Source organism: Microbacterium sp. 22195 (assembly GCF_052056515.1).
In the GTDB taxonomy this organism is placed as follows: Bacteria; Actinomycetota; Actinomycetes; order Actinomycetales; family Microbacteriaceae; genus Microbacterium.
In genome coordinates, this window is the sequence record NZ_JBQEPE010000008.1 from 76,733 (window position 1) to 96,318 (window position 19,586).

At 69.2% G+C, this 19,586-nt stretch carries 16 protein-coding genes; 6 read left to right on the top strand and 10 right to left on the bottom strand.

Annotation, left to right across the window (positions count from 1 at the left end):
- Nucleotides 1-5: 5 nt before the first annotated feature.
- The 3 genes from ACTJJ4_RS17555 to ACTJJ4_RS17565 are packed head-to-tail and all read right to left on the bottom strand — an operon-like array spanning nucleotide 6 to nucleotide 3,180.
- Entirely contained in the window at nucleotides 6-839 is an 834-nt protein-coding gene (locus ACTJJ4_RS17555; protein WP_440944515.1) for a carbohydrate ABC transporter permease, read from the bottom strand.
- An 8-nt stretch (nucleotides 840-847) separates the two neighbouring features.
- Complete coding sequence (locus tag ACTJJ4_RS17560) at nucleotides 848-1,798, bottom strand: carbohydrate ABC transporter permease (protein WP_440944516.1); 951 nt, start codon at nucleotides 1,796-1,798, stop codon at nucleotides 848-850.
- Nucleotides 1,798-3,180: an extracellular solute-binding protein gene (locus tag ACTJJ4_RS17565; protein WP_440944517.1), complete on the bottom strand. Its 1,383-nt coding sequence runs from the start codon at nucleotides 3,178-3,180 to the stop codon at nucleotides 1,798-1,800. The genes ACTJJ4_RS17560 and ACTJJ4_RS17565 overlap by 1 nt, the downstream gene beginning before the upstream one ends.
- A 183-nt stretch (nucleotides 3,181-3,363) precedes the next feature.
- Here ACTJJ4_RS17565 and ACTJJ4_RS17570 point away from each other — a divergent pair, with 183 nt between their 5' ends.
- On the top strand, nucleotides 3,364-4,389 hold the full coding sequence (locus tag ACTJJ4_RS17570) for a LacI family DNA-binding transcriptional regulator (protein ID WP_440944518.1): 1,026 nt from the start codon (nucleotides 3,364-3,366) through the stop codon (nucleotides 4,387-4,389).
- A 102-nt stretch (nucleotides 4,390-4,491) separates the two neighbouring features.
- Nucleotides 4,492-5,529, top strand: a complete 1,038-nt coding sequence (locus ACTJJ4_RS17575; RefSeq protein WP_440944519.1) for an FUSC family protein — start codon at nucleotides 4,492-4,494, stop codon at nucleotides 5,527-5,529.
- 3 nt (nucleotides 5,530-5,532) lie between these two features.
- Here the strand turns inward: ACTJJ4_RS17575 and ACTJJ4_RS17580 are convergent, their stop codons facing one another.
- Nucleotides 5,533-6,180, bottom strand: a complete 648-nt coding sequence (locus ACTJJ4_RS17580) for a TetR/AcrR family transcriptional regulator (protein WP_440944520.1) — start codon at nucleotides 6,178-6,180, stop codon at nucleotides 5,533-5,535.
- Nucleotides 6,181-6,237: 57 nt separating this feature from the next.
- Between ACTJJ4_RS17580 and ACTJJ4_RS17585 the strand changes: the two genes are divergently transcribed.
- A complete protein-coding gene (locus ACTJJ4_RS17585) occupies nucleotides 6,238-7,050 on the top strand; it encodes an SDR family NAD(P)-dependent oxidoreductase (protein WP_440944521.1) in 813 nt (270 codons plus the stop codon).
- A 55-nt stretch (nucleotides 7,051-7,105) separates the two neighbouring features.
- Here the strand turns inward: ACTJJ4_RS17585 and ACTJJ4_RS17590 are convergent, their stop codons facing one another.
- The 6 genes from ACTJJ4_RS17590 to ACTJJ4_RS17615 form a co-directional block, all read right to left on the bottom strand.
- Nucleotides 7,106-8,200, bottom strand: coding sequence for a Dyp-type peroxidase (locus ACTJJ4_RS17590; protein ID WP_440944522.1), 1,095 nt, complete (start codon nucleotides 8,198-8,200; stop codon nucleotides 7,106-7,108).
- On the bottom strand, nucleotides 8,193-8,885 hold the full coding sequence (locus ACTJJ4_RS17595) for a hypothetical protein (RefSeq protein WP_440944523.1): 693 nt from the start codon (nucleotides 8,883-8,885) through the stop codon (nucleotides 8,193-8,195). Before ACTJJ4_RS17595 ends, ACTJJ4_RS17590 begins: the two co-directional genes overlap by 8 nt.
- 2 nt (nucleotides 8,886-8,887) lie before the next feature.
- A complete protein-coding gene (locus ACTJJ4_RS17600; RefSeq protein WP_440944524.1) occupies nucleotides 8,888-10,162 on the bottom strand; it encodes a NosD domain-containing protein in 1,275 nt (424 codons plus the stop codon).
- The gene (locus ACTJJ4_RS17605) at nucleotides 10,159-15,237 is read right to left on the bottom strand and encodes an SdrD B-like domain-containing protein (RefSeq protein ID WP_440944525.1); all 5,079 of its coding nucleotides are present in this window, start codon (nucleotides 15,235-15,237) and stop codon (nucleotides 10,159-10,161) included. Before ACTJJ4_RS17605 ends, ACTJJ4_RS17600 begins: the two co-directional genes overlap by 4 nt.
- Before the next feature lie 86 nt (nucleotides 15,238-15,323).
- Nucleotides 15,324-17,024: a SulP family inorganic anion transporter gene (locus ACTJJ4_RS17610; RefSeq protein WP_440944526.1), complete on the bottom strand. Its 1,701-nt coding sequence runs from the start codon at nucleotides 17,022-17,024 to the stop codon at nucleotides 15,324-15,326.
- Nucleotides 17,021-17,383, bottom strand: coding sequence for an ArsR/SmtB family transcription factor (locus ACTJJ4_RS17615; RefSeq protein WP_440944527.1), 363 nt, complete (start codon nucleotides 17,381-17,383; stop codon nucleotides 17,021-17,023). Before ACTJJ4_RS17615 ends, ACTJJ4_RS17610 begins: the two co-directional genes overlap by 4 nt.
- Before the next feature lie 60 nt (nucleotides 17,384-17,443).
- Here ACTJJ4_RS17615 and ACTJJ4_RS17620 point away from each other — a divergent pair, with 60 nt between their 5' ends.
- From ACTJJ4_RS17620 to ACTJJ4_RS17630, 3 genes are all read left to right on the top strand, one after another.
- On the top strand, nucleotides 17,444-17,800 hold the full coding sequence (locus tag ACTJJ4_RS17620; RefSeq protein ID WP_440944528.1) for a zinc ribbon domain-containing protein YjdM: 357 nt from the start codon (nucleotides 17,444-17,446) through the stop codon (nucleotides 17,798-17,800).
- 85 nt (nucleotides 17,801-17,885) lie between these two features.
- On the top strand, nucleotides 17,886-18,734 hold the full coding sequence (locus ACTJJ4_RS17625) for a hypothetical protein (RefSeq protein ID WP_440944529.1): 849 nt from the start codon (nucleotides 17,886-17,888) through the stop codon (nucleotides 18,732-18,734).
- The gene (locus ACTJJ4_RS17630) at nucleotides 18,731-19,552 is read left to right on the top strand and encodes a hypothetical protein (protein ID WP_440944530.1); all 822 of its coding nucleotides are present in this window, start codon (nucleotides 18,731-18,733) and stop codon (nucleotides 19,550-19,552) included. Before ACTJJ4_RS17625 ends, ACTJJ4_RS17630 begins: the two co-directional genes overlap by 4 nt.
- Nucleotides 19,553-19,586: the final 34 nt, after the last annotated feature.

Here is a 19,586-nt window from a genome sequence, read left to right on the forward strand (position 1 = left end):
GTCCCTCATTTCCCGCTTCCGGCGGTCAGGCCCTCGCGAAGCGGCTTCTGCCCGAAGATGAACACGATCAGCGCGGGGATCATCGAGATCACGACGCCCGCCAGCACCGTCGACACGCTTCCCGTTCCGAGGTTGCCCTGCAGGGTGACCAGACCGAGCGGGAGCGTGAAGTTCTGTTCGCTGATCGTCAGGATCAGCGGCCGGAAGAACTCGTTCCAGTGGTAGTTGAACGCGAGGATCCCCACGATCGCGAGCCCCGGCGTTGCCAGAGGCAGGTAGATGCGGAAGAACGTCCGCCACGGGCCGGAGCCGTCGATCTGCGCGGCCTCGCCGAGCTCGGCGGGCAGGCCCATGAAGTACTGCCGCATGAGGAACGTGCCGAACGCGGTCGGAAGCGCCGGGATGATCAGGGCGAGCAGCGTGTCGGCCACCCCCATGCCGCGCACGAGCATGAACACCGGCACGATGATCACCTGCAGCGGCACCATCATGGTCGCCAGGATCATCCCGAACAGGAGCTTCTTCGCACGGAACTCGTACCGCGCGAACACGTAGCCGGCCATCGCCGCACTGAGCATCTGCCCGGCCGCGATGAGCAGCGTGACGAGCACGCTGTTCCAGATGTACAGCCAGACCGGGATCTTCGCGAAGACGTCGGCGAAGGCCGCGAACCCGAACGAGGTGGTGTGCGTCACCGCATCCGACGGAGTGAGCGCCGTGATGACGGTCCAGATCACCGGACCGAGCGTCAGCACAGTCGCTGCGATCAGCAGGACGAAGGTGCCGATGCGGCCGATGGCGAAGCCGCGTCCGCGTGGGAGAACTGCTTGAGTAGACATGTCTGGCCTCACCCGTAGAAGACGAAACGCTTGCTGAGCTGGAACTGGATGCCGGTGACGAGCATGATCAGCAGCGTCAGGACGATGCCGATCGCGGATGCCCCGCCGAAGTCGAGCTGCCGGAAGGCCGACTCGTAGATGACCATCACCGCGGTGCGCGTCTCATCGCCAGGGCCGCCCCGTGTCAGCACGTACGGCTGGTCGAAGATCTGCAGCGCGTTGATGATGGCCATGACCGTGGCGACCAGCATCGTGGGGCTGATCAGCGGCAGAGTGATCTGCCGGAACTGCGCCCAGCCCGTCGCGCCGTCGATCGACGACGCCTCGTACACCTCCTGAGGCACGGCAGCGAGACCGCCGAGGAAGAGCAGGAACGTGAAGCCGAAGTTCTGCCACACGTACACGAGCAGCACGACGACCTTCGCCCCGATCCCGGTCGTCAGCCAGCCGACCTTGCCGATGCCGAGCAGCCCGAGGAACTGGTTCACCAGACCGAACTCCTGATTGAACAGGTAGGCCATCACCAGCGAGACCGAGGCGGCCGACAGGATCAGCGGGAAGAACAGCGTCGAGCGGAAGAAGGCCCGCAGCCAGGTCGGCATCTTCGACTGCACGAGCACGGCGAGCAGCAGCGCGACCGCGAGCTGGAGCGCGACCGCGACGATCACGAAGCCGATGGTGTTCAGGAACGACACCCGGATCGTGGGGTTCGTCGCAGCCCTCACGAAGTTGTCGAGACCGACGAACTGGGGTGCCGTGATGATGTCCCAGCGGAAGAAGGCCAGCACCACGGAGGCGATGATCGGGATGAAGCTGAAGAGCCCGAGACCGATCACGGTGGGGGCGAGGAAGACCGCGATGAGCGCGCGTCCGCCTCCGCGCTTGGAGGCTCCGGCGACAGCTCCCGGCGCGGTGATGGCGGCGGTCGCGGGGGCCGCAGTGGGCGTGGTGATGGACATCAGCGTCCCTTCAGGGCGAGCTCGAGGTCGCGCTGCATAGTCTCCAGGCCCGCGCGCACTCCGCTGCGGCCGTTGGTGATGGTGCCGACGACGTTCTTGATCAGGGCCTGCTCGATGGCGGCCTGCTGGGGTGGGGCGGGAATCGGCCCCGTGGTGGGGAACTTGTCGAGGGTGTCGTAGAACACCTTCCAATGGGCGGGGCCCACGCCTGCTCCGTACAGCTCGTCGTTCAGGGAGCGACGGGTCAGCGACGAGTCGGGCTGCGGGTGCGCGGTGCGCATGCCCTCCACCGAGACGCAGTACTTCAGCCATTCCCAGGCCTCGTCCTTGCGGTGCGAGGTCTCCATGATCGCGTACCCGGCCGCCCCGAACTGATGCCGCTGGCTGCGCATCCTCGGGAAGAACGAGACGTCGTAGTCGTCGTTGGCGAAGCCAGCGTCGGCGAGGCCCTTGACCCAGAATCCGCCTGCGGGGGTCATGCCGACCGAGCCGCGGGAGAACAGGGCCACGAGCTCGTTGCCGCCTCCCTGTGCCGGGTTCGCCGCGAGCCCTTCGGAGACCATGCGCTGCAGCACCTCGAAGCTCTCGATCGTGCGCTCGTTGAGTGCATCCGCGTTCTGCCAGAGGTAGCCGCCTCCGCGCGGCTTCTCGTCGGGGTAGAACTGCTTCCAGAACCAGTCGCCGCCGGCCGCCTTCTCCTCGGTGAGGATGCTCGTGTCATTGATGTAGAGCCAGGGGACGACGCCGCCCCAGAGCCGGTTGTTCCAGAAGTACGGGAGGAACGGCGACTGCCCGGACTTCTTCATCGCCTGCGCGACGCCGAAGAAGTCGTCCACGGTCCAGTGGTCCGAAGGGCGTTCGAGGCCGGCCCTGTCCATCGCCTTGGTGCTGTAGTAGACGTTGGCCGCATTGAAGTTGTCCGGGAGCTGGAACAGGCTCCCCTGGTACAGGAACGCTTCGACGAGCGATGGATGCACATCGTCGAAGTAGTCCTGCATCTCCGCCGCGTCGCGTCGCACGTAGTCGTCCAGCGGGTGCGCCATCCGCGACGCGAACAGCTGCGCACCCTCCGTCGCGACGGTGACGACGTCAGGAGAGGTGCCCGCCGCGACCATGGTCAGGATCTTCGCGAAGTAGTCGCCCCAGTCCGTGCCCTGGATCGCCACGATCCGGACCGGGATGTCGGGATGCTTGCGCTGGAAGCCGTCCACCAGGCTCTGCCGTGCTGCCGCATCCTGCGCCGTCCCCAGCAACGCGACCGTCAGGGCATCGCTTCCGCGCCCGGGAATGTCCGTGCCGATGAGTCTCGGCCAGGAGATCGCCGTGCCGATGATGCCCAGGCCCAGTGCGCCCAGCATCATCCGCCGTGAGATGTCAACCACTTCGTCGCTCCTCTTCGATCGGGTGCTGAATTGATTCAGCACTGCATGCTAACAACGTGTTCGACGAGCACGCAAGGGTTTGCTGAATTAATTCAGCAAACCTCGGCTCCGTCGGCTCGAATCGCTATGGTGGGAGGAGAGCTGCGAGTCGCAGCCCGCAGGTCGCGACAGGACGGAGACACGATGTCGGAGCCGCGACCCGGCCGGCGCCCAACCCTGTCCGATGTCGCCGCGCGCTCGGGGATGTCCAAGGCCGCCGTGAGCATGATCCTCAACGATCGTCCCGGCTCCCGGCTCTCCGCGGAGGCGGCGGCACGCGTGCGCGCAGCCGCCGACGAGCTCGGCTATCGACCGAATCCCGCGGCGCAGAGCCTGCGGCTCGGTCGCACGGGAACCATCGGCTTCATCTCGGATCAGGTCACGATCACCCGCTACGCGTCGGGCATGATCCGCGGCGTGCTCGAAGCCGCGAAGACCCGCGAGCGGACCGTGCTCATCACGGAGACCGGCGGCAGCGACGATCTGACCGTCGCCGTGCAGGAGATGACCGATCGCCGGGTGGACGGAATCGTCATCGGCCTGATGGCGGCGCGCATGATCGACGTGCCGAAGATCCCCCACGGCGTCCCCGTCGTCCTCGTCAACGGCGTCTCGAGCGCCGATCATCCGAACGTCCTCCCCGACGAGTACGCGGCCGGCGCCGCGGTGGCCGAGCACCTGGTGGAGCGTGGGCATCGCCGTGTCGGGATCATCGGCGACATCCCTCAGGTCGTCGGCGATCCGCGTCGTTCCGCCACCATCGCCGAGCGCTTCGCCGGCCTGGACGACGTGTTCGCCCGCGCGGGGGTCGACATCGCGCGGGTCGACGTCGACGACTGGCGCCCGGAGATCGGATACGAGCAGCTGCACCGCATGCTCGACGCGCACCCCGACCGCACCGCCATCGTCGCCGGAAACGACAACGTCGCCTTCGGCGTGTACCAGGCGATGGCCGAACGCGGCCTGAAGGTCGCTGAGGACGTCTCGGTGATCTCCTTCGACGACGAGGAGCTGGCGAGCTTCCAGCGGCCGGGACTGACGACCGCGCGCCTGCCCTACGAGCAGATGGCTCGTCGCGGCATCGAGATGCTGGTCGGCGAGGCCGAGCTCGCGCACGAGCGGGTCCCGATGCCGCTCATCGTGCGCGATTCCGTCCGACGCCTGGGCTGACCGCGCCACCCGAACGGGCGGACCCGCACGGCCACGGCGGAGCGACGGCGGGCGGGCCACACCGGATGCCGGGCTGACGCCGCACCCGGCTACCGTTGACGCATGCGCTTCCCCGCCTCGCTCCGCTCGGCTCGACGGGCCCCGCTGCTGCAGGTGCTGAAGTCGGCGGCCGCCACGATCGCAGCCTGGCTGATCGCGGGCTGGGTGCTGCCGGGCCCGCTGCCGGTGTTCGCGGCGATCGCGGCCCTGCTGGTCGTGCAGCCGAGCGTGAACCAGTCGCTGTCGAAGGCGATCGAGCGCAGCGCCGGCGTGATCCTCGGCGTGATCATCGCGGTGCTGCTGACTGTGGTGCTGGGCGCGCAGAGCTGGGTCGTGCTGGCCGCCGTCGTCGTCGCGATGCTGGCTGCCTGGGCGATGCGGGCCTCCACCGGCACGGGGAACCAGGTCGCGATCTCGGCCGTGCTCGTGCTGGCTCTGGGCGCCTCGAACCCGGATTACGCCTTCGACCGGATCATCGAGACCCTGATCGGCGCCGCGATCGGCTTCGTGATCAACATCGCGATCGTGCCACCGGTCCTCACCGCACCCGCCCGGCGCGACATCGGGATGCTGGGGCGCGAGCTCGCGGCATCACTCGACCGCCTCGCGGAGGCGCTCTCCGCGAACCGCAGCGTTCCGCAGCTGCAGGAGCTGATGCTCGAGGCGCGTCTGCTGCGCCCGATGAAGGATGCCGCGGAGGCCTCGCTCGAGGAGGCCGAGGAGTCGCTCGCCCTGAACCCGCGCCGGGGGAGGCACCGCGACGATCTGACCGCGCTGCGCGCCCTGTTCGAGCGCATCTCCCCCGTGGTCACTCAGGTGATCGGCATGACGCGCGCGTACATCGACCATTACGAGGACTCCCTCGCCCTGGATCCCGCGGTGCGGGCGATCGGCGATCAGCTGCGCCGCGCGGGGCACGACATGCGGCTCGCCGTGCAGACGGCCGACGTCGCCCCGGAGCCGGATGCCATGACCTCGACGATCCCGGCGCTGACCACCCCGCTGGTGGTGCGTCCACCGGCATCCGATCACTGGATCCTGGTCGGCTCACTCATGGAGGACCTGCGCCGCATCCACGGCGAGCTTCGCGACGAGGCCTGAGCCTCAGCCCAGTCCGCGCAGCACCGCGTCGACGGCGAACCGCCGTTCGGCGTCGGCATCCGTGACATCCTGGCTCTCGGCACCTGCGAGCCGCGGGAAGCGGTCGGCGATCTCCCCGCCCAGCCACGACGGCGGCGGCGCCCCCTGAACCGTGCGCTCCAGATTCGCGTAGGTGCGCACCAGGCCGTCCAGCAGCATCGCGAGCCTGAGCGCGTCGACGGATTCAACATCGATCGCACTGACGAGAGCGTCGATCCAGGCGTAGGCGCGCGGCTGCGTGGGCATACCCGTCGGGGAGACCTCGGAGAGCCACGGATGCTGCGCGTACCGCGCTGCGAGCAGTTCGACCCACCGGCGGCAGCGGTCCCGCCAGTCGGCGCCGTCGATCGCGGGCACGTCGCCGATGGCGCGATCCACCATCAGCTCGATGAGCGTCGCCTTGTCGTCGACGTATCGGTACAGCGCGGTGGTGGTCATCTCCAGCCGCGCCGCCACCCGGGCGAGCGAGAGCGCCTCCAGTCCGATCGCGTCGGCGAGGGCCACCGCCGCGTCGGCGACCTCGAGTGGGCTCCACCGCGCCTTCGGTCCGCGCACGGTGGGCGGATCGATGCCCCAGAGCTGACGCAGCGCCCGATCACCTTGACTGTGCATGACGTTCACTGTAACGTACCCACATCAGTGAACGACATTCACAGTAAGGAGCAGGGCATGGCGAACATCCTCATCACCGGCGCATCCTCGGGCATCGGCGCACGCGCCGCCGGCATACTGGCGACCCGGGGGCACACCGTGCACGGCGCCGCCCGCAGCACGGGCGCGATCTCCCGGATCGAGGGCGTGATCCCGGTGGCGCTCGACCTCAGCGACGCGACCTCAATCCGCGATGCCGCCGCCGCGGCATCCGCCACCGGCCCGATCGACATCCTGATCAACTGCGCCGGCTACGGCGAGTTCGGCAGCGTGGAGGAGACCTCGCTGGCCGACGCCCGGGCGCAGCTCGAGGTCAACGTGCTCGGCGCCGTCGGGCTGATCCAGGCCGTGCTGCCCGGCATGCGTCAGGCCCGAAGCGGCCGGATCGTGAACGTGTCGTCACTCGCCGGCGAGTTCGCCGCACCGCTGGGCGGCTGGTATCACGCCTCCAAGTTCGCATTGGAAGCGCTGTCCGACTCGCTGCGGGGCGAGGTCGCGCAGTTCGGCATCGAGATCACGCTGGTGCAGCCGAGCTACGTGGCGACCGATTGGCACGAGACGGCGATGGAGCGTCTGGAGCAGGCCTCCGCGAGCGGCCCGTACGCGAGCATGGCCGCGGCGATGCGACGGTACTTCTCCAGCCCGGCCCTGGCGAAGCAGATGTCCAGTCCCGAGGCCGTGGCCGAGCTGATCGCGAAGGCCGCACTCACCGCACGCCCGAAGACCCGCTACCGGATCGGCCCGGGCGCAGGCGTGGCCGTCGCGCTGTCGACGATCCTGCCCGACCGCGCATTCGACGCCCTCACCCGCAAGCAGTTCGGTTACGCCTGAGCTTCCATCATGGGCCGCCGGACGCGCGCGTTCGGGAGGAGCGTTCGAGCGCCCCTCAGAGCTCCCCTGGCACGAAGAAGCAGCCGGAGGCATCAGTGCGGGTGTGCACCATCAGCGCATCTCGCTCGTCGAGCCGCCGTTGAGTGAGAGTGAAGGTGGACGGGTCGGACAGGAAGGCGGCGAACAGTAGGCCGGCTCCCTCATCGCCGTCGATGCTGTAGCTGCGGCGCAGCATGAGACCACGGCCGATGTTCACCGGATTCGCACGGCGGGCGTGCGCGTCCAGAGGCGTGAGCAGTTCGCCGTCCGCCCGCTTGCCGAGCAGGTCTACCTGGTCACGACTGCCGCCGCCGGACAGCGGCGCACCGGTGTCGCGGTGACGGCCGACGGCGCGTTCCTGCGCGGCCACGGGCAGCCTGCCGAAGTCGGCTGAGATGCGCATGCGGCGCAGCACCAGATGCGTATCCCGACGCGTCCGGTCAGACCACACCCCGGCTGCCAGTTCCTCCGCGGTGCGCGGGTTGATGATGCCGTCGATGAACCCGGCGGCGGTGCGCGCCGTGCCGTCCTCGGTCGGCGCGTCGCGCGTGCCGGCCTGACGCCAACGCACGTCCGGCTCTCCCAGCGCGCCTCGCACGGCGAAGGCGGTCTCGCGCACGCCGGCGACGGTCTCTCCGCACACCTGCACGGCCAGGTCACCGCCGGAGAGCATGCCGTCTGCGTCACTGACGAAGGAGGGAAGATCGGATGCCGCAGCGGAGCGCTCCGGCCACAGCACGCGCGCGTGCTGTGGCGCGAAGCCGAACGTGACCGTCACGATCCCGGCATCCGCAGGCAGATCCGGAAGCCCGGCGAGAGCCGCCCGCACGCGCGTCAGCAGATCGCGCGGGTCGGGTCGATCGAAGGCGAGCACCTCCACCAGCGCGTGCCGCTGAGGCACGGCGGGGAAGGTGATGCCCGGCCGCTGATCCGCGTCGGCCAGCGGCGCGGGAGAAGCGGACGCCGTGCGCGCGGGTCCGGGCTCGTCGACGTTCGCTGCGCCAGCCGATCCCCGCAGCACCCACCCGGCGGTTCCTGCTGCCGCGGCGCCGCCGAGCGCGAGCAGCAGTCCGCGGCGGGTGTGCCCGCCGGTCGTCTGTTGCTCACTCATCGCTCGCCCCGAGCATCCGGTCCACCTCGGGGATGCGCGCCGCGGGCTCGACGTCGGAGGGTCGGATGACCAGCGCGACATCATCGCCGGCATCCATGCGACGCAGCGCTCTCCTGTCATCGACCCACAACCGCGTGCTGGCGCGCGCTCCGTCTGTCCGCTCTCCGTCAGCACTGGGCGCACGGAAGACCTGCAGCATTTCGCCCTCGTCTTCGGCGGATCCCAGGTACCGTGCGTCCGACTGCCTCAGCAGCTGCGCGTTCTCTGGCCTGTCCGCGCCGAGCGCGAACAGCACGGTCAGCATCGGCGAGGGCGGACTGGACTCCTGCCATCCGGCGCCCCCTTCGACCAGGTAGGTCCGCGCGCTGAAGGCGACGTGCTCGGTGACGGCGATGCCGTCCGGCCCGCGCTTCAGATCGCCCCAGGCGATGCCGTCATCGAAGTCCACGGTCAGCTCCGCCGACACGTGATCGACGGCATCCGATGCCCCGGTCGAGACCCGCACGACGCCGTCCCCCTGCGCCGCCAGCCGGAAGCGCACCTGCGCGAGCGTGTCGGCCTGCTCCACGGTGAGGGGCTCGCCGTCGTCCGACAGCCCCGTGCTGCAGCCTGTCAGGCTCAGCATCCCCACCAGCACGGCCGCCAGGACGAACCGGCGCGAACGCGCCGGTGAGATGCCCCGCACGCTCACTTCCCGTCCGCAAGAAGATCGGCGGCCGGCGGTACGATGCCGTCCAGATCGGGCATCTCGATCGTGCGGGGCAGCCGGCGTGGGGTGTCATCGACATCGGCGAGTCCCGGACGCTGCGGCGGCACCGCCACCTTCGAGAACACGATGCCCTTGGGCGCGGGCTCCTGCGTGAACGGCGCGCTCGCGTTCGCGCATCCTTCCAGGCCCTCCGGCGACGTGCGCACGCCGGTCGTGAGAGTGAAGCAGTTGTCCTCGCCCGGCGCGACCTCGCTGGCCGCCATCGCGATGTCCAGCGCGTTGCCGTTCCACGCGTTGCCCTGCACGCGGCTGCCGACCGGGGCGAAGTCGTCCGAGGAGGTGATCCACAGTCCGACAGCCTTATTGCCGATGATCGAGTTCGCTCGCACCTCGGCATCCGTCGTGCCGCCGAGCCCGACGCCGACCCCGAACGCGCCGCCGGCCTGCACGGGGGTCGCCGTCTCGTTGTTGTCGGCGATCAGGTTTCCCACGATCTGCACGCCCCGGCTGGGCCCGTGCGCCTCGAGGTAGTTGCTGAGCACGCTGACGCCGATCCTGTTGCGCACGATGCGGTTGCCGGTGACGACGACCGCCGAGGCGTTGGCCAGTTCGATCCCTGAGGCGTTGAAGGTGATCACGTTGTCCTGGACGACGGCGTTGCACTGCGCGCACTGACCGACATAGATGCCGGAATCCGATCCCCCGCTTGCGAGGTTGTCCCGGATCACGCCCTCGGTGCGGTTGAACGCGTAGATGCCGTACAGGCCGTTGTTCGTGGAGGTGACCTGCTGGACGAGGTAGCCCGGCACGGGCGGCGGCACGTCCTCGGGCAGGTAGCCGTCGGGACCGCGGGCGACTCCGGCGCCGTTCTCGTCTGTGGCGCCGGTGATCAGGATGCCGTTCTGCAGGTGATCGCGCACCGTGAGGTTCTCGACTGTGACGCGCTCGCCTGTCGCGACGACGCCGTTGGCGCGGGTGAGCTCGCCGTCGATGATCACGCCGTTGCGGTCCTCGCCCCGCACGGTCACGTCGTCGGCGCGCACGTCGAGCGTCTCCGTATAGGTGCCGGGCGAGATGAGGATGATGCCGCCGTCGGCGACACGCCCGCCGGCATCGGTGAGGCTCGCATCAGCCGGCACGTGCACGACCTTCAGCCCGGGCTCTTCTGCCGGCGCGGAGCTGCAGCCCGCGAAAGCGAGCACGGCGAGAGCCGCCGCGATGATCGCGGCGGCTCTCTTCGATCCGTTCGTCACTGGAGAAGGCTACCGGCGGTTCCGGTCTGCTCCTCCATCGATGCCGTACGGCGACGCCGCACCAGCATCAGACCTGCTCCGATCATGAGCAGCAGCGCCGCGATGGATCCGAGGGTCCAGGGCAGGGCCCCGCCCGTCGTCGCGAGCTCGACCGGCGCGTAACCGGCATCCAGCGTCGGCAGGTCGGCCTTGCCGGGCTCGGCGGAGTTCGTCCCGGACGCGGTCGTCACGAACGTGATGCGGCCTGTGCTCGGGTTCGCGTCGGAGTCGCGCGCATCGTCGCCGCCGCGGTTCGCCGAGGTAAGCGGAACCGTGCTGCCGTCGACCGTGACGCTCTTCGGGAACTCGATCGTGTACTCGGTGCTCGGCTTCAGATCCGTGAACGCGTAGTACCCGTTCTCGTCGGTCTTGGTCGTCGCCACCAGTGCGCCGTTCTCGTCGAACAGCTTCACGGTCACACCGCCGATCGGCTTCTCGCCCGGGTCCTGCACGCCGTCGTGGTCCTTGTCGAACCAGACGTAGTCACCCACGGAGACGAGGATCGGCTTCGGCTGCAGGACGAATCCGGCATCGATCGTCGGGTCGTCCGCCTCACCGGGCTCGGTGGAGTTGCTGCCGTTCGCCGGGGTCGTGACCGGGGCGCGACCGGTCGCCACCTCGGCGTTCGAGTCCGCAGCGTCATCCCCGCCTGCGCCGGGAGTCGTCAGACGGTACAGGTCGTCGCCGATCGTCACCGTCGTCGGGAACTCGATCACGTAGTCGGTCGAGTTGGGCAGGTTCGGGAACACGTAGTAGCCGTTCGCGTCCGTCGTGGTCGTCGCGACCACGTCACCGTCGGGCGTCAGCAGCTTGACCTCGGCACCGGGGACCGGCTTCTCACCGTCGTCCTGGATGCCGTCGCCGTCCGCGTCGACCCACACGTAGTCGCCGACCGACACCAGCGTCGGCACGTAGCCGGCGTCGATCGTCGGGACGCCAGCCTTGCCGGGCTCGCCCGAGTTGCTGCCGTTCAGCGGCGTGGTGACCGTCGCGCGGCCTGTGTCGACCGCCGGGTTGGAGTCCGTGGCGGCGTCACCCTGCGCCGGCGTGGTCAGCACGTGGCTCACACCGTCGACGGTGACCGACTTCGGGAACTCGACCACGTACTCCGTACCAGGAGCGAGATCGGTGAACGCGTAGTACCCGTCCTCGTCCGTCTTGGTCGTCGCCAGTACATCACCCTCCGGCGACAGCAGCCTCACCGTGGCGCCCGGAACCGGCTTCTCACCGGCATCCTGCTGACCGTCACGGTCGACATCAATCCAGACGTAGTCGCCGATCGAGACCGGCGGCACGATGTACCCCGCGTCGATCGTGGGGTCGTCGGCCTGGCCGGGCTCAGCCGAGTTCTGGCCGGTGGCCGGGGTCGTCACCGGCGCGCGACCGGTGGCGACGGCCGGGTTCGAGTCGACCTTGCCGTCGGTGCCCGCGCCCGGCGAGGTCAGGGGCAGCTGCGTGCCGTCGACCATGACCGTGGTGGGGAACTCGATGATGTAGTCAGTCGAGTTGGGCAGGTCGGTGAAGACGTAGTACCCGTTCGCGTCGGTGGTGGTCGTGGTGACCACGTCGCCCTCCGGCGTGAGCAGTCGCACCGTCGCACCGGGAACCGGCCTCTCACCCGCGTCCTGGATGCCGTCGCTGTCCGCGTCGATCCACACGTAGTCGCCGACTGACACCAGCGTCGGCACGTAGCCGGCGTCGATCGTCGGCACGTCGGCCTTGCCGGGCTCGCCCGAGTTGCTGCCGTTCAGCGGCGTGGTGACCGTCGCGCGGCCTGTGTCGACCGCCGGGTTGGAGTCCGTGGCGGCGTCACCCTGCGCCGGCGTGGTCAGCACGTGGCTCACACCGTCGACGGTGACCGACTTCGGGAACTCGACCACGTACTCCGTACCAGGAGCGAGATCGGTGAACGCGTAGTACCCGTCCTCGTCCGTCTTGGTCGTCGCCAGTACATCACCCTCCGGCGACAGCAGCCTCACCGTGGCGCCCGGAACCGGCTTCTCACCGGCATCCTGCTGACCGTCACGGTCGACATCAATCCAGACGTAGTCGCCGATCGAGACCGGCGGCACGATGTACCCCGCGTCGATCGTGGGGTCGTCGGCCTGGCCGGGCTCCGTCGAGTTCTCGCCCGCCGCCGGAGTCGTCACCGGCGCACGGCCCGTCGCGACGGCCGGGTTCGAGTCGACCGTGCCGTCCTCACCAGCGCCCGGCTTCGTCAGCGCGACAGTCGTGCCATCGACGACCACGCTGGTCGGGAACTCGATCACGTAGTCGGTGGACGGGCGCAGATCGGGGAACACGTAGTACCCGTTCGTGTCGGTGGTGGTCGTCGCGACCACCTCGCCCTCGGGCGTCAGCAGCTTCACCGTCGCACCGGGGACCGGCTTCTCACCCGCGTCCTGGATGCCATCGGCGTCCGCGTCGATCCACACGTAGTCGCCGACCGAGACCAGCGACACGTAACCCGCGTCGATCGTCGGGTCGTCTGCCTTGCCGGGGGCGGTCAGGTTGCTCCCGAGCACAGGGGTGCGCACAGTGGCGTTGCCCGTGTCGACCGCCGCGTTCGAGTCGGTCTTGCTGTTGCCGCGGCCGGGCTGCGTCAGCATGTACTTGCGGCCGTCGACCGTGACAGTGGTCGGGAAGACCACTGTGTAGTCGCTGCTGGCCTGCAGGTCCTTGAAGGCGTAGTAGCCGTCAGCATCCGTGGTGGTCGTCGCGACCACGACGCCGTTGCGGTCACGCAGGGTGACAGTGACGCCGGCGACCGGAGTCTCGCCCGCATCCTGCTGGCCGTCGTTGTCGGCGTCGATCCAGACGTAGTCACCGATCGATACCGGCGAAGGCACGAAACCGAAGTCGATCGAGTGATCATTGATGTTCGCCGCCGGAGTCGTGATGTCGGCCACGACGGTGGGCGTGCCCGACACATCGGCGGTCCGGCCGTTGCTGTCGATGCCGCGGTCGCCACCGACGGCCGTACCGGTCGGCGTGGTGCCGGCCAGCGGGCCACCGGCCGCGAAGTCCGCAGGGCGGTCCAGACGCACCTGGTACTTCGTCGCCGGCTTCAGGCCGTCGCCGGAGTCGAACCAGTACTCGCCGTTGGCATCGGTCTCGGTCTTGGCGACCAGCACGCCGGCCTCGTCGTACAGCGAGACCTGCACACCCGCCGCAATGGGCTCGCCCGGGTCCTGGATGCCGTCGCCGTCGCTGTCCAGCCAGATGCGGTTGCCGATCTGCTGGGATGCGTTCAGGACGAGCGCCTCCATGTCGGCCAGGCCCTGCGCCTTCTGGAAGTCGTTGGTGACCAGTCGGTCGGCGGTGCCCGTCGAGCCCGCGGCCTTGTTGCCGGTGGCCGGGTCGAACGCACGCAGACCGTTGGACCACAGCTCAGTGGCATCCATCTCGTTGATCACGATCCGGTTGGTGCCGGGCACGGCGACCATTCCGCCGAATGCCGCCTCGTTGTGGAGTCCGCCGTAGTCGTCGAAGTCGCCGCCGCGGAGCTGGTTGCCCCGGCAGTCGAAGTTCAGCGTCGAGCCGTCGATGCACACGCCGACGATGTCGCCAGTGGCGATGTAGTTCGAGTACGCGGGCTGGCCGGCGGTGCGCTGGCCGTAGTAGAGCATCGAGCTGTACTGGTCGCCACCGCGGTCACGGAAGCCCAGGATCAGACCACCGGTCTCGGTGAACTCCAGGTCGGACAGCATCGGCTGCGGCACGGAGAACTGCCGTGCGAGGCCCTGCCCGGCAGGATCGGGCGGCGAGACCGCCGCAGAGTTGTCGATGCACGGCTGGGGCACATCGTCGCGCCACGGCATCCAATCGACCTTCTGGCACTCTGCCGCCGTCGGGATGTTGCCCGAGGGGACGACGCTGTGTCCGGGAGCGGTCTTCGGGTCGCCGGAGAGCACGACACCGGTCGGCGTCAGAATGCCCTGCGCCGAGATCGCGTACTCGATCACGGATGCCTGCGACGTGGCACCGCAGGTGGCACCGATGTAGACCTTGCCGTCGTTCAGGCCGATGCCCATGGGCGCCCAGTCCTGGTCGGCCGCGCAGTTCACGGGGGCGACCGCCAGCGTCTGGACCGGCACGGGGTTCGTCGTCGCCTGCACGGGATAGACGACCACAGAGTCGGTGTGCATGTTCACGGCGAGTAGGAACTTGGAGTCCGGCGTGACCTCGACATCGCCGAGGCTCTCGCGACCGACAGCGGTGCGGAACGAGTAGTCCTGCAACGCGTGGCCGGCGAGGTTGGTCTCGGTCATGTCGTGCGTCGTGGTGCCCGCGTCGGCCACGGTGGCGTACACGTCGGTGGTGCCGGTGAACGGGTCGACCCGATAGATCGCACCGGGGCCACCCGGCCCATAGGCCGAACCGCGCTTCGCGTAAGCACCGGCGTACAGCTTCTGCGCCTTCTGGTCGATCCCGATGCCGTACACCGAGCCCGTGGTGACGCGGGGCGTAACCGCGACCGGTGCCTTGTTGAGGCGGTACGGCACCGAGTAGATCTCCTTGTTCTCGGTGGCGCCCGGCCAGATGCTGTCAGGCTGCACTGCCGAGAAGATGGTGGCGTTCGCCGCACCGAGGGCCGCGAGTTCCAGGTAGCCGACAGAGACCGTGGCCACCTTGCCACCGGAGACATCGACGAAGGACGTGGCGGGCGCGAACTGCGGCTCGGCGTGCCCGTCGACGACATGCGCCTCCGAGTAGAGCCCCGTGTTCGGGTTCGTGACGGCAATCCGGTACTTGCCGCCGACAAGCGTGTTGCCTGCGTCGCCTGCCGCCACGACCACCTGACCGGAGGCGTTCGTCGTGCGCGTGACCGTGTGGCCAGCGGCATCCGCGATGCGCACGGTCACGCCGTTGAGCGGCGTATCCACGGCATCTCGCGCACTGCTGGCATTGACGTCTTCGACCACCGTCAGCGTGATCGTTCCGTCGCCCGCATCAGCCATCGCGGCCGGCGCAACGGCGACGGTCATCGCAGCCACGGTCGCGAGCGCAACGGCACCCGCAGTGAGCTTCTTCAACACACCCTCCTCATGTCCAGACCCCTCCCACCCCTCAGTGGCGCAGATCTGGACGGCATACAGCCAGTTGACATATTGGCCGCGGCTCACAGGCGATCACCAGCCGATTCATCGACTTGACCCCCAGGAGAGGTCAGGTTGCCCGGCAGCCCGCCAAGGCCCTCAGGCCGAGGCCCGAACCCATGGCTCCTGGCGTGCGCGACGGCGGCGTCCAGGTCGTCGAAGAGGTGGTTCTGGTGACGCAGCGAGCGCAGCACGCCGACCCGCTCGGCGAGCTTCAGATGCCGGGGCTGGATGCCCTTCACCAGCACCGTGATCCCGCGGCGCTCCAGGGACACGATCATGTCGGTGATGACCTGCGCTCCCGTGGCGTCGAGGATCTGCAGCTGCGACATCCGGATCAGCACGACCTCGATGTCGCGCAGCGCGGTGACGCGCTCCAGCATCCGCTCGGCCGCACCGAAGAACAGTGCACCCTCCAGACGGAACAGCGCGATCCGCTCGTCGCCCGGCTGCGCCGCGCCCGGCAGCTCCTCGCGGTGCACGCCGCTGGCCCCGGCCAGCTGCCGCAGGGCGAAGAACCCGGCGGCGAGCAGGCCGATCAGCACGGCGTAGATCAGATCGACGCTCACCGTCACGATCGCGGTGATCACGAACACGACCGCGTCCGCCCGAGTGGAGCCCATCACGGCACGCACCGTGGACGGCGCGATCATGCGGCAGGACGTGACCATCAGCACTCCCGCGAGCGCGGCGAGGGGGATGTGCGAGACCACGGATGCCCCGACCAGCACCACCGCGAGCAGCAGCAGTCCGTGCACGACGGCGGCCAGGCGGGTGCGCGCGCCGGCGCGGATGCTGACCGCGGTGCGGGCGATGGCGCCGGTGGCCGGCATCCCCCCGAAGAGCCCGGCGGCGATGGATGCCAGGCCCTGGCCGACCAGCTCGCGGTCGGCGTCGTAGGGGCCGGTGTCGGAGATGCTCGCGGCGACGCGTGCGGCCAGCAGCGACTCGATCGCGGCGAGCGCGGCGACGGCGAGGGCGGGGGCCAGCAGGGAGCCCGCGTGCGAGAAGTCGGGCAGCGTCGGCGCCGGCAGACCTGTGGGGAGCTCACCGATCACGTCGACCGGCAGCCCGAGGAGTGCGGCGAGGAAGCCGGCGATCACGATCGCGAGCAGCGAGCCGGGGAACTTCGGGGCGAGCTTGAGCGAGACCAGCATGATCACGACGACGATCGCGACGAGCAGCAGCGACCAGCCGAGTTTCGGCCAGGACGCCGTCAGCAGTGCCTGCACCGCCGAGATGGCGGCGTTCGTGCTCTCTCCCGGCGTCGTCCCGGTGGCGGTCGGAACCTGCTGCAGGAAGATGATCACCGCGATGCCGAGGGTGAACCCCTCGATGACCGGCCAGGGGATGTAGCTGATCGTGCGCCCCAGACGCAGGATGCCTGCCAGCAGCACCAGGACACCGGCGAGCAGGCAGATCAGCGCGAGGGCTCCGGTGCCCTGAGCGGCCATGATGGGCGCGAGCACCACGACCATCGCCCCGGTCGGACCCGAGACCTGCACGTTCGAGCCGCCGAAGACGGCGGCGACGATGCCCGCGATGATCGCGGTGACCAGGCCGCTCTCCGCGCCGGCGCCCGAGCTCACGCCGAAGGCGAGGGCCAGCGGGAGCGCGACGATGCCGACCGTGACGCCGGCGAGAAGATCGCCCCGCCACGTGCGCGGCAGCGCCGAGTAGTCGGTGCGGGACGGGAGCAGGCCCCGCAGCCCGCGCTGGGTCACGCCCGCACCGGGATCTCGGGGAGTCCGTCGTGCTCGACGAGCTGCTGCTGGGTGGTCTGCAGGATCTCCCCGAGCAGGGTGCGGGCGACGCGCAGCAGGTCGGCGACCTCGGGATACGCGAGCCGGTAGTAGACCAGGCTGCCGCGCCGCTCGGAGACGACCAGCCGGTTGCGTCGCAGCACGGCGAGGTGCTGCGAGACGTGCGAGGCCTCCAGCCCGGTGTCGTCGAGCAGCTCGGACACCGACGCCTCGGGGGATGCCGACAGCACCTCCAGGATGCGGATGCGGATCGGGTGCGCGAGGCCCTTGAACAGGCCGGCCTTCACCTCGTACAGCGGACGGGTCGGGTCGCTCAGCATCCGCTCTCCTCCTCATCTGCATGGAATGACGAATTCATCATATCGCGATATGGTGGTCGCATGACCGACGCGCTTCCGCTGTGCCCCGAGTGCTCCAGCGAGCACGCCTACGAGATGGGCGCACTGCTCGTCTGCCCGATGTGCGGGCACGAGTGGTCGCCCTCGGCGACGGAGTCCGCCGACGAGACCGATGCCGCGCCCGTCGTCAAGGATGCCGTCGGCAACGTCCTCTCCGACGGCGACACCGTCGTGGTCACGACCACCATCAAGGTGAAGGGCTCACCCCAGGGCATCAAGGCCGGCACGAAGGTGCGGGGCATCCGCCTGATCGACCCGGTGAACGGCCACGACATCGACTGCAAGGTCGACGGCTTCGGCGCGATGCTGCTGAAGTCGTCGCTGGTGAAGAAGGCCTGACCCAGCCTCCAGGAGAGTGGGGACAACACCCCATCGGCGTGGGCGCCAGGCCGCCGCTATGCTCCGATCCAGAGGAGGCGAGTCGATGACGATACCGGAGATCCCGCACCAGGCGCCCGAGCCCGCGGCGCCCGCCGCCGCGACGCAGCGCAGGGCGGGCGGCAACGGCCTGCTGGTGGCGCTGTCCATCGTCTGCGCCGTGCTGTTGCTCGCGACGCTCGGCTTCGGCGCGGCTGCGGCCATCCTGTCCGTGACGAACGACAGCGCGGCCGCGGACCCCGGCTCGACCCCGACGCCCAAGCCGACCGAGAAGGTCGACCGGGACCGCACGGTGCACGGCATCCCCGTCGACGTCGTGTCCGACATCGACTTCGGCTATTTCTTCATGACCGACACGGATGCCAAGGGCTTCACCTCGCTGTACTCGCAGATCCGCAACGACGACAAGACGCGAGCGGTCAGCGTCTTCTTCGACGTGAGCCTGTACGACGAGGATGCCGTGCTTCTCAGCCGCTGGCCCTCGAGCGTGTACATGCTTCCGGGGCAGGTGACGCTCTTCACGGGCGTGACCATCGGGAACATGCTGGACGTCGCCTCGATCAAGATCGAGCAGACCAGCCTGAAGCACGAGGAGCCGCGCAGCACGGGCACCGTCGTCCTCGACGAGGCCCGCAGCGGCGACAACGGCCTGGTCGGCGGCAAGTACACCTCGACGCTCGGCGTCGAGGGGCGAGCCGCGCACGTGTACCTGGTCGCCGCCGTCGACAACGAGGTGCTCGGCGTCTGCTGGGACTACGAGAACATCCCCGCATCCGGCGCATTCGACTTCCGCTGCACCCTCGACCCGGCCTCACGCGACGAACCGGAGCCGATCACCACGCTTCCGGACGACGCCGTCGTCGCCGGCTACTACACCCTGGACACGATCCAATGACCGCGCCGCAGAACGTCTCAGCACCCCGTGACCTCCGGCGCGGCCTGCTCATCGCCCTGGGCATCGCCGCGGTCGTGCTGGTGGCCTCGACGGTCACCACCGGCATCCTGCTGTTCGGGATGCTGGGGCAGCGGCCGGCGGCGGCACCTGGGCCGTCCGCCTCGCCGTCGCCGACCGCGACACGCGAACCGCAGACGGTGCACGGCATCCCCGTCAGCGTCCGTGACACGGCGCTCGAGTTCGGCACCGTGGTCGCCGCGCCGTGGGCCGACGGAGAGACCCGGCTGTTCGCACCACTGAGCAACCCCTCCAAGACGCAGGCCGTGTCGACCTTCTACGACATCACGGCGTACGACTCGAAGGGACGCATCCTCGACCGCACACTCGGGAGCGCCGACCTGCTGCCGGGCGGCGAGGGCGTCTTCTCGTCGTCGAGTCTGCGGGCCGAGCGCGACGAGGTCGCGGAGATCGTGATCGAGCAGACCAGGATCTCGGCCGCGGCATCGCCCTACACGGGCGAGATCGGTGAACCGCAGGTCACCGCCGACCGCGAGTACGGGGCCGTCGACTTCGTCATCCCGGCCTCCCTCTCTCCCGACCTCGAGCGTCCCTGGGCCGACGTCATCGCCCTCGTCGACGGCGAGATCATCGGCCAGTGCGAGGCGGTCACAGCCGAAGGCACCCGTCCCTTCACCGGAAAGTGCTATCTTCGGCCGGCCTCGAAGGACGCCGACGAGGCCGCGGACGGCGACTACATCACCCTGCCGGAGGACGCCGAGGTGCGCGCGTTCCTGAGGATCGAGCTCGAGCTCGAGTGAATCGGTGACGCGGCAGGGGTGAAAGGATCGAGGG

What these genes read in the sequence shown, in the direction of transcription:
- ACTJJ4_RS17555 (WP_440944515.1), bottom strand. Translation starts at nt 839, where the DNA reads ATGTCTACTCAAGCAGTTCTCCCACGCGGACGCGGCTTCGCCATCGGC.
- ACTJJ4_RS17560 (WP_440944516.1), bottom strand. Translation starts at nt 1,798, where the DNA reads ATGTCCATCACCACGCCCACTGCGGCCCCCGCGACCGCCGCCATCACC.
- ACTJJ4_RS17570 (WP_440944518.1), top strand. Translation starts at nt 3,364, where the DNA reads ATGTCGGAGCCGCGACCCGGCCGGCGCCCAACCCTGTCCGATGTCGCC.
- ACTJJ4_RS17575 (WP_440944519.1), top strand. Translation starts at nt 4,492, where the DNA reads ATGCGCTTCCCCGCCTCGCTCCGCTCGGCTCGACGGGCCCCGCTGCTG.
- ACTJJ4_RS17580 (WP_440944520.1), bottom strand. Translation starts at nt 6,180, where the DNA reads ATGCACAGTCAAGGTGATCGGGCGCTGCGTCAGCTCTGGGGCATCGAT.
- ACTJJ4_RS17585 (WP_440944521.1), top strand. Translation starts at nt 6,238, where the DNA reads ATGGCGAACATCCTCATCACCGGCGCATCCTCGGGCATCGGCGCACGC.
- ACTJJ4_RS17590 (WP_440944522.1), bottom strand. Translation starts at nt 8,200, where the DNA reads ATGAGTGAGCAACAGACGACCGGCGGGCACACCCGCCGCGGACTGCTG.
- ACTJJ4_RS17615 (WP_440944527.1), bottom strand. Translation starts at nt 17,383, where the DNA reads ATGCTGAGCGACCCGACCCGTCCGCTGTACGAGGTGAAGGCCGGCCTG.
- ACTJJ4_RS17620 (WP_440944528.1), top strand. Translation starts at nt 17,444, where the DNA reads ATGACCGACGCGCTTCCGCTGTGCCCCGAGTGCTCCAGCGAGCACGCC.
- ACTJJ4_RS17625 (WP_440944529.1), top strand. Translation starts at nt 17,886, where the DNA reads ATGACGATACCGGAGATCCCGCACCAGGCGCCCGAGCCCGCGGCGCCC.
- ACTJJ4_RS17630 (WP_440944530.1), top strand. Translation starts at nt 18,731, where the DNA reads ATGACCGCGCCGCAGAACGTCTCAGCACCCCGTGACCTCCGGCGCGGC.